This window comes from Bifidobacterium simiiventris, from assembly GCF_019331715.1.
Classification (GTDB): domain Bacteria; phylum Actinomycetota; class Actinomycetes; order Actinomycetales; family Bifidobacteriaceae; genus Bifidobacterium; species Bifidobacterium simiiventris.
Genome location: NZ_JAHBBG010000018.1, coordinates 1 through 13039, shown reverse-complemented (window position 1 = coordinate 13039; position 13039 = coordinate 1). Strand labels below are relative to the sequence as shown.

General features: G+C 62.2%; 8 protein-coding genes. 3 read left to right on the top strand and 5 right to left on the bottom strand.

Features of this window, described 5'->3' with window-relative positions; genetic code table 11:
* Nucleotides 1-190: 190 nt before the first annotated feature.
* The 3 genes from KIH76_RS10990 to KIH76_RS10980 form a co-directional block, all read right to left on the bottom strand.
* Nucleotides 191-1753: an MFS transporter gene (locus KIH76_RS10990; protein WP_219070719.1), complete on the bottom strand. Its 1563-nt coding sequence runs from the start codon at nt 1751-1753 to the stop codon at nt 191-193.
* A 328-nt stretch (nt 1754-2081) separates the two neighbouring features.
* Nucleotides 2082-3095, bottom strand: coding sequence for a LacI family DNA-binding transcriptional regulator (locus KIH76_RS10985; protein ID WP_236037004.1), 1014 nt, complete (start codon nt 3093-3095; stop codon nt 2082-2084).
* A gap of 107 nt (nt 3096-3202) precedes the next feature.
* Nucleotides 3203-3895, bottom strand: a complete 693-nt coding sequence (locus KIH76_RS10980; RefSeq protein WP_219070717.1) for an SGNH/GDSL hydrolase family protein — start codon at nt 3893-3895, stop codon at nt 3203-3205.
* Nucleotides 3896-4157: 262 nt separating this feature from the next.
* On the opposite strand from KIH76_RS10980, the gene KIH76_RS10975 reads away from it, so the two are divergent.
* Entirely contained in the window at nt 4158-7094 is a 2937-nt protein-coding gene (locus KIH76_RS10975; RefSeq protein WP_219070715.1) for a glycosyl hydrolase 115 family protein, read from the top strand.
* 53 nt (nt 7095-7147) lie between these two features.
* Nucleotides 7148-7987: an alpha/beta hydrolase gene (locus KIH76_RS10970; protein ID WP_219070713.1), complete on the top strand. Its 840-nt coding sequence runs from the start codon at nt 7148-7150 to the stop codon at nt 7985-7987.
* Nucleotides 7988-8179: 192 nt separating this feature from the next.
* Here KIH76_RS10970 and KIH76_RS10965 read toward each other — a convergent pair whose 3' ends face one another.
* A complete protein-coding gene (locus tag KIH76_RS10965) occupies nt 8180-9742 on the bottom strand; it encodes an MFS transporter (RefSeq protein WP_219070711.1) in 1563 nt (520 codons plus the stop codon).
* Nucleotides 9743-10023: 281 nt separating this feature from the next.
* Between KIH76_RS10965 and KIH76_RS10960 the strand changes: the two genes are divergently transcribed.
* The gene (locus KIH76_RS10960) at nt 10024-10662 is read left to right on the top strand and encodes an SGNH/GDSL hydrolase family protein (protein WP_219070709.1); all 639 of its coding nucleotides are present in this window, start codon (nt 10024-10026) and stop codon (nt 10660-10662) included.
* A gap of 235 nt (nt 10663-10897) precedes the next feature.
* Here the strand turns inward: KIH76_RS10960 and KIH76_RS10955 are convergent, their stop codons facing one another.
* Nucleotides 10898-12457, bottom strand: a complete 1560-nt coding sequence (locus tag KIH76_RS10955) for an MFS transporter (RefSeq protein ID WP_219070707.1) — start codon at nt 12455-12457, stop codon at nt 10898-10900.
* Nucleotides 12458-13039 lie beyond the last annotated feature (582 nt).

Here is a 13039-nt window from a genome sequence, read left to right as displayed (position 1 = left end):
GGAACCAATACCGTGCGCCGCAAAGAGAACGCCGGCGCACCAGAAAACAGGTATAGAAAAACCGGCGGTTTCCGACCCGGCAATCGGATCGGAAACCGCCGGCTGCAAACATCCGTCAAGCGAGAAACAGGAGTTGCACCTGACGGAAAATTAGATCACATCATCGAACCGAAGTCCAAGGTGAAGCGGTTCAGCCGCGGTTGGAGATGTTGATGATGTTGTTGTGGCCCCAGCACTCCTCGTACTTCATGCCGGCGAGATCCTCGACGACCTTGCGGGCCTCCGGGGTGACGTCCGCCATCGAGCCGCCTTCGCGCAGTCGCTTGGCCTCGGCCACGAGCACCTTATGGTTCTCGTCGTTGAGGTGCATGCGGTAGGTGAGGAAGTTGCCGAGCAGGGCGAGTGCCATCGGGGTGAGGCAGTACATGTACAGCAGGGCGTTCACGGCGCCGGCGGGCTGGCTGTCGGCGTTGGACTGGAAGCCGACGAGCTGCAGGACGATGCCGGTACCGGCCACGGCGAGGGCCTGGACGACGGTGGACAGCGTCTCGGTGATGCCGGCGTACTGGCCTTCGCGGCGCTTGCCGGTGACGATCTCGTCGACGTCCGGCACGAAGGCCTGGATGTACTGCTGCGCGTTGACGATGCCGGAGTTGCCCAGACCGAACGCGGTGATGAGCACGGTGAAGCCGATGGCCAGCTGGGTGGCGTTGAAGTTGCCCTTGGTCAGGCCCATCACGAGGATGGCACCGAAGATTATGGTGGTGATATAGCCGCCGGCGCGGTAGGTCTTCAGGCCGCCGACCTTGCTGGTGGCCCAGCCCCAGAAGGTGACGAACGCGATGCCGAAGACGAAGCTGATGCCGGTGGAGACGGACACGGCCTGCGGGTTGAGCAGCAGCACGAAGATGATGAAGTAGGAGTTCAGAACGCCGCGCACGTTGCGGAAGATGATCTGGGTGAGGAAGATCCACAGGTAGTTGCGGAACGTACGGATGCGGACGACGGAGACGAAGTTCCAGAAGACGGAGACGATCTGCTTGAAGAAGTTCGTCTTGCCCTTGGCGTCCTTGTCGGCGGCGGCGACGTCAGTGGACGGGTCGTACGGGCGTTCCTTGATGGCGAACGCGGCGAGGATGAGCAGGATGGTGCCGGCGACCGCGTAGATCATGGCGATCTTGAAGTACGGATCCCAGGTCTTGGTGCCCCAGATCTGGAACAGGTAGGCGTTGAGCATGGACAGGCCGAAGGAGCCGATGGCGCCGCCGATCTGGCCGCCGACGACGAGCTGGGCGCGATCCTTGGAATCATCGGTCATTTCGGACGGCAGGGCGTAGTCGATGGTGGTGACGCCCGGCCAGACGGCGAAGTAGCCGACGTTGAACAGGATGTAGGCCCACACCGGCATGTTCGGCAGCCACAGCAGGATGTAGAACACGAGGTTCAGCGGGGCGAGGATGAGCAGCATGGCGCGGCGGCGGCCAAGCTTGCGGCCGATGGCGGTGGAGTACATGCGGTCGGACAGCCATCCCCAGATCGGGGAGATGACCGCGCCGGCCCACTTGCCGAACGCGAGCATGGTGGTCACGACGCCGACGCCGATGGCCATGAAGGACGTGTAGTAGAACATCTGCCACGTGTTGACCATCGTGGACATAGTGAACGACAGGCCGAAGAACGCGTATGCGATTTTCGCCCACGAGGACAGGCGACCGGTCTTGGTCGCACCGCTCGCTATTGAGGTGCTAGTCATTGCTGACCTCTTTCTTTTTCTCCGTTGCTTTCCATCCAATGGAAACCGGCATGGCTTCGCCCGTATGACGAGTGCAGGCGTTGCGCCGGTGACCGAACGATGCCGGCATCACTGCCCGTATCGTTCCGAATAAGTAATTCGATTGAGACGGTTTGAATTGTTGCAAGACTTAATGTAGCACAATCCGGAACCTTCCGGAAATCATCCGGATCGTTCGGCGTGTCTCATCGATAAGATGACAAGGCCCGAAAGACGACGAGACACGAAAAAGGCCCGCGATACCGTGGTATCGCAGGCCCTACGATCAGGTACCGAGACGATTAGATCGTCAGCGGGCGGTGGACTCGCCCTCCACAAGCTCATACCCGACGGTCATGCACTGACGCGCAGCCTTGTCGTCGGGATGCTCGATGCGGCGCATGAGCAGATCCATCGCCACACGCGCCATCGTCGAGAAGTCGGTACGCACCGACGTAAGCGACGGGCTGTAGTACCGGCCTTCCAGCACACCGTCGAAACCCATCACCGCCACGTCGTCCGGCACCCGCACGCCACGCTCGTTCAGCCCGCGGATCACGCCGAGCGCGATGCCGTCGCTCAAGCAGTACAGGCCATCGAACGGCATACCGGCATCGGCCAGCGCATGCCCGGTCTCGATGCCTCCCTGCCGCGACCACTGTGACCGCACAAACGAGTCGTCATCGAACCGCAATCCGAGCTTGCGGCACTCGTCCCGAGCCGATTCGTAGCGTAAGTCGCGCGAACCGGGGTACACCCCCGGTCCGCTGTTGTCACCGACCACGGCGATGCGCGTGCAGCCGCGTTCGGCCAAATGCCGGATCGCAGCACGCGAACCGGCGGCGCTGGACGCGTTCACGGTGTCGTACGGGCACTCATCGTCGTAATTTTCCAACACTACGGTGGGATGCTCGCGCAACAGCCGGTCGACGTGCAGCGCGTTGGTGGCGATGATGCCGTCCGACATCGGGAACGGGATCTTCTGCTTCGCGTCGTCGCGCACGAACTTCGTCAGCTCGATCAACATGTACATGCCGCGACGGTTGATCTCCTCGGCGAAGTATGTGGCGACTTCCGCAAAGTAGCTGCCCTGGATGCCCGACGTCAGAAACGTGATGGTGTTGCTGCGCCCTGAACGCAACGAGCGCGCGGACACATTGGGCTTGTAGCCCATCTGCTCGGCGATGGCGCGCACGCGCTGCATGGTCTTGGCACTCACGTCGCCTCCGCCGCGCAACGCGTCGGACGCGGTCGTTTTCGACACACCGGCCTTGGCGGCCACATCCTTGATCGTCACCATCGCATACACACCTTTCCTGTACATCACGATCTTCCTCGCATATTACCCGGTGCAACGCATATGTTCGAATCGTTCCGGGCGCCAATCGGACAAGGCCGGCGACGGACCTGCGCAGCCGGCCGGCGACGGCGTCAGCGCACAGCCGGGATGTGCGCGGCGGGATGGTGCAGCGTCTCGCGCACGAGCGGCACGTAGTACCGTTCCACGGCCTGCGGGCTGGGATGCGTGCCGTTGCCGGCAACGATCGGCTCGCCGTCGGCGTCCACCTCGTCAAAGCTCAGCGTCTTGCCGATCTCGCGGTCGCGCGTATCGAGCGGCGAATCCTCGAACATGTTCGCCACCGGGATGCCGAGTTCGCCGCAGATACGCACGGCCGTGCCGTAGACGGCGACCTGCACGTCCCAGTCGCGCTTCCACAGGCGGTGCACGGTCACGTACACGACCAGCGCGTCCGGCCAACGCTTGCGCAGCAGCTCTGCGGTCATACGGAACATGCGACCGAACTCGGCGAGATCGATGTCAGTATGCACCGCGTCGTTGACGCCGCCGTCGAAGATGATCACGTCCGGATCGACGTGCCCGGCTGCGGCGTTCTTGACCTGGCGCAGGATGTGGTGCGTGGTGTCATGGTGGGGGGAGTCCGGTTCGGTGAAGTCGATGATGGTCGATCCGTTGACCGCATGACACACGTAGTCCATGCCCTCCAGCTCGGCCACGCGCTTGGGGAACGTGAACTTGGGATAGTAGTGGCCGTGACAGATGCTGTCTCCGAAAGAGAACATGAGTTTGCCCCTGAATGCGCCTTCGCTGATGTCGTTGTCCATTGCCGACCTTTCTGATGATTGGTGACCGATCGATGATCGACGGCCGACAGCCAACGTCCCGTCTGTGGAACGCCAGCTGCGGGCAGTGCGATCCCAAGCGATTCGGAACGTGACGGATAATCTGTGATGATTTCCATACACGCCGATGCGTAAATCATTGTAAAACGAAGTATTATTGTTTTCAAAATCTATCCGGAACGTTCCGCGTTTCGTATGATTCTCAATCAACCAAAACACCTCATCCAATGAAGGAACAGCATCAATGAAGATCTACGCAAATCTGAACACACCAGGCCATCGCGCGATCACGCCCGCCGCGCCCGTCATCGTCGACAGCGCCTACCGGCCGTCCGAACGCGACCCGCACGCCGAACGCACCTGGCGGCAGGTCACCCGAGCCGTACAGGATCTGCGGCAGGACATCGCCATGACCACCGGCTCAATCGACTGGCATACGGTGCAGCAGCTGTTCGCCGACGATCCACAGGCCCAAGCCGATCGTCTCACCGCAGCCGATCCGTCCGCGACACCGGCCCTGATCCGGCTCGACTCGCCAGAATCGGCACTGCGCCAATTCGGAGGCGACGCCCCGATCGACCGCGCCATCATCGTCGGCACCATCGGCCGCAGCGCGATCATCGACACGATCACCGCCAACGGTCGACTCGACGAATCCGAACAGATCGCCGACCGGCAGGAAGCGTTCGCGCTCAAGGAAATCGATGATCCGATCCCCGGCGTCGCGCACGCGATCGTCATCGCCGGCAGCGACGCCCGCGGCACGATCTACGGCATCTACGCACTGTCCGAACGCATCGGCATCTCCCCGTGGTTCTGGTGGGGCGACGTACCGGTCGACGTACGCCCGATCATCGACGCGAACTACACGCACGCCTGCGTTGAACTCGGCCCGGCCGTACCGTACCGCGGATTCTTCATCAACGACGAGGACTGGTCAATGGTCCGCTGGAACCGCAAGAAGTTCCCGAACCCGCAGATCGCGCCCGAAGTCAACTACTACCGCCACGTCTTCGAACTGCTGCTACGGCTGCGCGGCAACCTGCTGTGGCCGGCCATGCACCCCGAATCGGTCGCGTTCAACACGGCAACAGGAGAAGACGGCGTGCCGGTCAACGCGCGCGAAGCGGAACGGTACGGCGTCATCATGGGCACGCACCACTGCGAGATCCTGCTGCGCAACAACGAGGGCGAGTGGGACCAGTGGTACGCCGAGCACCACGAGCAGTACCACATGCGCGGCGCGTCCGTGCGCGAATCGTACGATTTCACGCTCAACCGCGAGGCGCTGCTCGCCTACTGGCGCGAGCGGCTGGAGACGAACAAGTCATGCGAGTGCTCACTGACCGTGGGCATCCGCGGCGTGCACGACGGCCGCTTCAACGTGGCCGAGCTCGACCGCTACCCGGGAGATACGACCGAGGAGAAGGAGGTCGCGTTCATGAAGGACGTGATCGCGGCCCAACGCGCGCTCATCGAGGAGGTGTACGGGCCGGCTGAGGCCGCGCGCATCCCGCAAGTGCTCATCACCTACAAGGAGATGAACGACGTGTACAACCACGGTCTGAGTCGGGTGCTGGAACAGCCGGAATACCGCAACATCACGCTGATGTGGCCGGACGACGACTACGGGTTTCTGCGGCAGGTGCCGACCGTTGCGGAGGCGGCGCGCGAGGGCGGCGCGGGCGTGTACTACCACAATTCGTATGTGGGCCGGCCGACGAACAACACCTGGCTCAACAGTTCGCAGCTGCCGCTGATGGCCGAGCAGATGCGCCGCGCGTGGAACACCGGCATGCGCAGGCAGTGGGTCATCAACGTGGGCGACACCAAGCTGAGCGACATGTCGACCGAGTATTTTCTGCGGCTCGGCTGGAATCCGGACGCATGCACGGCCGAGTCGATCGGTTCCGATTTCGTGCGAACGTTCGCGCGGCGCGACTGGGGCATGGACGAGGCGACCGCGGCGGAACTGGCCGACTGCTTCGACGAGTTCAGCCGACTGATCGCGATTCGACAGCCCGGGTTCAATCTCGCCAGTCTGAATCCGGAAGGCGTGGCCGCCGGAATCGATCTGGACGAGTTCGCGTTCAATCCGTCCGCCTTCGGTGACGAGGCGCAACGCTGGCTCGATCGGTGTGCCGCGCTGACCTCGCGCGTGCGACGCGTGGCCGACGCGCTGCCGGACGCGCGACGCACGGCGTTCTTCGAGCAGTGGTATTACGCGGTGCTGTCGCAGTCCGATACAGCAGCCGAGTACGTGAACTTTTGGGAGGCGTGGGCCGCGTTCCACGACGGACGAATTGGCGATGCACGGCGGTACATCGCATTGTCGAAGGCGGCCCGCGATGCGATCGTCGCGCGCAACGACGAGCTGGATGCGATCAACGATGGCAAATGGGCGGGATTCATCAAGTACGACACGCACTTGGGCGACGATCATGATCTGATCGAGGATGACCAGTATCCGAATGCCGAGATGGACGACGGTGATTCCGACGGTGCCGAGGACACCATCGGCGGGATCACTGCGACAAGCAACGACTCAGCCAGGCCAGCCGGTATCCCGACCGAGCCAGGCGGCGCGGCACCGTCCGAATCCGCACCGCTCGGATTCGTCGCGACCGACGGCATCGTCGCATGCGAGGCCGAGCATCCGACCCGCATCATCCCCGGCATGGACGGCTCGTATTGGGCGCCGATTGCGAACGAGGGCCAGCATGGCGACACGATGAAGGCGTTCCCGGACCGTGGCATCAGCCGCCCCGGCGAAGGCGCGACGCTCGAATATCAGGTATGGTTCGAGCGGTCCGGCACCGTGCGCGGCACCATCAACCGTCTGCCTACGTTCAACGAGGGAGTCGAGGACGACGGCACGCCGCGCGGTTGCCGTCTGGCCGTGCGCGTCAACGGTGACGACCCGATCATGCTGGCTGGCAACAATGCGTGGGGCGAGTCGCGCAACCGCCATTCGCTGACCACCGTGTGGGAGCGCAACATCATCCGTGGCTACGAGCCGCTGCAGTTCGAAGCCACGGTGCATGCCGGCTGGAACACGTTCGCTATCGAACGCGTCGACGCATCCGTCGTCATCGACCGCATCGTGCTCGCCGCCAAACCGCTGCCGCGATCCTTCTACGGTCCTGACGAATCCCGTCGCATCTCCGTATCTTATCGATGAGATACACTACATCACAACGATTCCATCCCGTCTCGTTCAAGGACGAACCAATCATGACTGACATCACCGAATATATCGATCAGGACTACGCCGGCAACGGCCGGCAATCACAGAAACTGTATCTTGCCGTACCGGCCGGCGCGTCAGCCGCCCATCCCGTTCCCGTCGTGATCTACATCCATGGCGGAGGCTGGATCGGCGGCACCTTCGCACCCGGTTCCACCGGACTGGCGACCGGCCGCGACGACACGAACGCGTTCCTCGAAGCCGGATATGCGGTCGCGGTCATCAACTATCGACTCTCGACCGAGGCGCGATGGCCGGCGCAGATCCATGACTGCAAGGCCGCGGTGCGCTTCCTGCGAGCGCACGCGGGGGAGTACGGCATCGATCCAGATCGGATCGTGGCGTGGGGCGCGTCGGCTGGAGCGCATCTCGCACAGTTCCTCGGATTCACGAACGGCGATGCGCGGTACGACGACCCGGCATCGGCCGCATCCGGCGTGTCCAGCACCGTGAATCTCGTGATCGCGGCGTTCGGCATCAGTGATATCAACCGGTGGGTGCTGCCCGGGCCGCGTTATGACGAGGTCGAGGACTACAAGACGAAGCTGCTCGGCGCCGGGTATACGCAGGAGGCCGCGCACGACGCCAGTCCGATCGACCACGTGCACGCCGGCATGGCGCCGATGCTGCTCGCACACGCCGACGACGATGCGCTCGTGCCGTGCGACCAGACACATTGGCTGGAGGCCGCGATCCACGAGGCCGGACTTGCGGACCGTATCGAGACCTGGTATCCGCACACCGGCGGCCACGGCGATCCGCGCGTCTGGCGCGCACCGGAAGCCACCGACCGGTTCATCGACTTCTGCGACCGTCACCTGCGGTAGCCGTCGAGCCACCACGAATACTTTCCGCCGCCCCTGCCGCAAACCGCAAACCGTCACCATGTGCGCGCGATCACGAGCGCGCACTCAGCGACATTGGGACATCCCGTCCATCGGAGCAGCGTGAGCCGCGTTCCGGACAATCGTTTGCCGAAACACGGTCTCGCACTGCTCTCACACGGTGTCCGGATGCGGTCACGCCGCCTTGTGCAGGGCATTGATCACGTTGTTGTGGCCCCAGCACTGCTCATAGGGCATGCCGGTCAGGCTCTCGACCAAGGCGCGCGTCTCGTCCGTCACGTCGGCCATCGAACCGCCCTCGCGCAACCGCGCGATCTCGGCCAGCAGCAGCCCGTGGTTCTCCTTGTTGAGCTTGAGCCGGTAGGTGAAGAATATGCCGAGCAGACACAGCATGATCGGAGCAAGGCAGTACATGACCGCGATGGCCGTCATCGTGCCGGCCGGCTGTGTCTGTGCGCCCTCGATGAAACCGGTCGCCTGCAAGACCCAGCCGATGAGCACCGTCTCGACCGCGGCGAAGATGTCGTCAATGGTTGCGTTGACGGACGCGTACTGTCCTTCACGCCGCTTGGATGTGATGATTTCATCCACGTCGGGGATGAACGTGTACGTGTACTGCGTAGCGTTCACCACGCCGGTGATGCCGAAGTTCATGAACAGGCCGAGCACGATGAACGCGACGGCCTTGGCGCCGGACGACAGTTGGGACGAGAACATGGCCAGCACGAACAGCGACAGGAACACGCCGATCACCTCGAAGCCGCCGATCCGGTAGGCGCGCGGGCCGCCGACTTTCGCGGTAAGCCACATGAAGAACGTGAGGCACGCGATGCCGAACATGGTGTTCACGCCGGTGGCGAGCGAGACGGTCTGCGGATCGAGCAGCAGCACGAAGATCACGAAATACGTGTTGATGGTGCCACGGATGGCGCGAAAACACTGTTCGGACAGATACAGGCCGAGATAGTTGCGGAATTCCCGCACCCGCATCACGGACACGAAATTCCAGATCATCGAGACGATGCGCTGCCAGATCGGCAGTTTGTCACCCGTCGTCCCGCCATCGGCTTCGGACACGTCGGTCGACTCGTCGTATGGCCGCTCCTTGATGGTGAAGAAGCCGACGACGAGCACGCCCACACCGATAGCACCGTAGATCATGGCCATCTTGAAGTACGAGGTCCACGTGTCCTTGCCCCAGAGGATGAACAGGTACACGTTGAACAACGACAGGAACGTGCTGCCGATCGCGCCGGCGATCTGGTTGATGCCGACGAGCTGCGCGCGTTGACCGGAGTCCTCGGTCATTTCGGACGGCAGACCGTACTGGATCGTAGTCAGGCCGGCGAGGAAGACCCAGTACAGCAGACTGGAGGTGAAGTATGCGGCGACCGGCAGCCCCGGAATCCACATGATGGCGTAGAACAGCGCGTTGAGCGGCACGGCGATCAGCATGATGGACCGGCGGCGGCCGATGCGGCGGCCAATCCTGGTGGCGTACATGCGGTCGGACAGATATCCCCAGACCGGGCCGATCACCGAGGCGATGATCTTGCCAGCGGCGATGAGCGCCGTGGTGGCGGCGACCGGGATGCCGAGGAATGTGGTGAAGTAGAACAGCTGCCACGTACCGATCATGGTCTGCATGACGTATGACAGCGAGAACGTGGAGTAGCCGAGCTTGGCTTTCCACGACAGTGGCGGCAGCGCATCCTGCCGATGACTGCGTTGAGACATCCTTGTCCTTTCCTGAATACTCGATACACTCCACAATATCCGGTTCGTTCCGGATTTACAAATCGTCTACATTCCAGTTAATTAACGAACTTTCATACCGCAAAAACTATGGTAATCTGTATTTCAATCAGGAACGTTCCGATATATATCAGCCGTCATATCCATGTCATCGCCGGTCACATTACAGTGCTCGCACCGGCGGCAAAACATGGCATGGCGACGCGGGGCGATCACCACGGCCATAAGCTCGATGGACGAGCGTACAAGGAGGCAAAACGGTCATGATCAACGTGCTGTGCTTCGGCGATTCCAATACCAACGGTTCGAACCCCGCGGGCGGACGTCACCCGCGCGACGTGCGCTGGACCGGCCGGCTGCAGCGGCTGCTCGGCGACGACTGGTACGTGATCGAGGAGGGGCTCGGCGGGCGCACCACCGTGTTCGACAATCCGATCGAACCGCATCGCAACGGACTTGCGGCGTTGCCGGGCGCGCTCATCACGCACCGGCCGCTCGACTACGTCATCATCAGTCTCGGCACGAACGACATGAAGGCCATGTTCCATGCGGACGCGCGCGTGATCGCCGCCGGACTCGACATGCTCGTGCACGAGGTGAAGATCACCGACAACCGCGGGGCACCGGCGCCGCGCATCGTCGTCGTCTCGCCGATTTATATCAAGCCAGGCATCTCGACCAGCGGGTTCATCGGGTTCGACGAGGGCGCGGTCGAACTGTCGCACCAGCTGGCGGGGGAGTACCGGCGCGTGGCCGAACGGCAGGGATGCCTGTTCTTCGACGCCGCGCAGGTCGCCGAGCCGAGCGACCTCGATAGTCTGCACATGGACGGCGAGAACCACGCCAAATTCGCCGACGCGATGGCCGCGCTGCTGCGCGACGACTGGGCGGCCCGGCACTGAGCCGCATCACACCTCGTACCGCACGGCGAACAACCAGACAACAGCGCAACGCACAAGGCCTCGTTCCGGACGGGCGTTTTCCCGGAACGAGGCCTTGTGCGTTGTTTGGTTGTTCAGTTATGAAAGGAGCTGCGGAAGCAGGAGAGATGTGATGGAAGAAAGACCACTCCCGCAGCAAGTCGGTGGTGCTGCGTGGCCCGGGAAAGGAGAACCCGAGCCACGCAGCGGGTCTGTGTCACGCCGCCTTATGCATGGCGTTGATCACGTTGTTGTGGCCCCAGCACTGCTCGTACGGGATGCCGGCGAGATCCTCGACGACCTTGCGGGTCTCCTCGGTCACGTCGGACATCTTGCCGCCGTTGCGCAGGCGGGCGGACTCGGCGACGAGGATGTCGTGGGTCTTCTCGTTGAGGTGCATGCGGTAGGTCAGCAGGATGCCGACGAGGGCGAGCACGACCACGGTGCCGCAGTACATGTAGAGCAGCACGTTGACGACGGTCGCGGACTGGGTCTTGACGTCGGCGCCAGACTGGAAGCCGACGGCCTGCAGGATGACGCCCACGAGGATGGTGACCACGGTGTTGACGATGACCTCGAGCGTGGACTGGATGCCGGCGTACTGGCCTTCACGACGCTTGCCGGTGACCAGCTCGTCGACGTCCGGCACGAAGGACTGCACGTAGGTCTGCGCGTTCACGATGCCGGAGTTGCCGAGCGTGAACAGCGTGATCAGGACGGTGAAGACCAGGGTGACGGTGCCCTTCGGCAGGGAGGAGACGTTCAGCGCGAGGATGTAGATGCCGATGAACAGCGCGATGGTGAACCAGGAGCCGATGCGGTAGGCGCGCATGCCGCCGAGCTTGGTGATGATCGTCGCCCAGATGACGACGCAGACCATGCCGAACAGGAAGCTGAAGCCGGTGGACAGGGAGACCTCGGCCGGGGTCAGCAGCAGCACGAACATGATGAAGTAGGCGTTGATCTGGCCGCGGACAGTACGGAAGGTCATCTGCGACAGGAAGATGCCGAGGTAGTTGCGGAAGGTCTTGATGCGCAGCACGGACAGGAAGTTCCAGAAGACGGAGACGAGGCGGCCGAAGAAGCCGACCTTCTCGGCGTTGCCCTTATCGGCGGAGGAGATGTCGGTGGTCTCGTCGTACGGGCGTTCCTTGATGCACAGCGCGCCGATGACGAGCAGCACGGTGCCGAGCACGGCGTAGATCATGGCGATCTTGAAGTACGGCTGCCAACCGTCGGCACCCCAGATCTTGAACAGGTAGGCGTTGACCATGGAGAGGGCGAAGCCGCCGACGCCGCCACCGATCTGCTGGACGGCCACGAGCTGGGCGCGATCCTTGGAATCATCGGTCATTTCGGACGGCAGGGAGTAGACGACGGTGTTGATGCCCGGGTAGACGCCGTAGTAGATGACGTTGATGAGCAGGTAGTACCACACCGGCATGTTCGGCACCCACAGCAGCACGTAGAAGATGAGGTTCAGCGGTGCGGCGATGAGCAGCGTGCCCTTGCGGCGGCCGACCTTGCGACCGAAGGAGGTGGAGTACATACGGTCGGAGATGTAGCCCCAGATCGGCGTGATGAAGCCGCCGATGGCTTTGCCGACCGCAAGCATCGTGGTGACGATGCCGATGGAGATGGCGAGCGGCTGGGTGTAGTAGATCATCTGCCAGGTCATGACCATGGTGCTCATGGTGAACGACAGCGGCAGCAGCGCGTAGGTGAACTTGGTCACCCACGACAGTTTGCGGCCGACCGCGGGAGTCGAGCTGGACATTTCGTGTTCTCCTGTTTCTCTATGGAAGATCGAAATCGCGCGGCAAGGTCACTGTTTGCGGTGTGATCTTGGTTGCGGGTGGAAGACTGCTCCGTCCGTTTCCACGTTCCCCGCAGAGTCTTATCGTTGAGATTCTACGGTTCGATTTCCCTTACTTGATGTTTGCAAAACCTACCTTACCACAAATCTCATCGATAAGATTATTTTTACGATTTCGGCGTGTCGCAAACGTTACCGATACGTCTGCAGCTGCAGAAGTCGCTTCTACACAATGAGGCTCGACGCCTTATGACGCCGAGCCTCATTCATCAAAAATCAGGGCAGTGAATACCCCGGCGACATGCTCCACGAGAAAAAGTCTATGTTGCGCACCATAAATACCCGTGGTGGTACAGCCTGTCACCGCTCTTATTATGACACAGTTCCTCCCATTTTTCACATGCGCAACCGACCGCGACCGTGTTTGTTGTTTTGATGGATGGGTTGGTATGACGAGAGGCTTCTAGGCAGAATGGGTGGTGCCTTAAACCTAACCGTTCTAGCGAAGGAGCCTCCGTGGTCAAGGGTAGCAGTGTTAGTGTG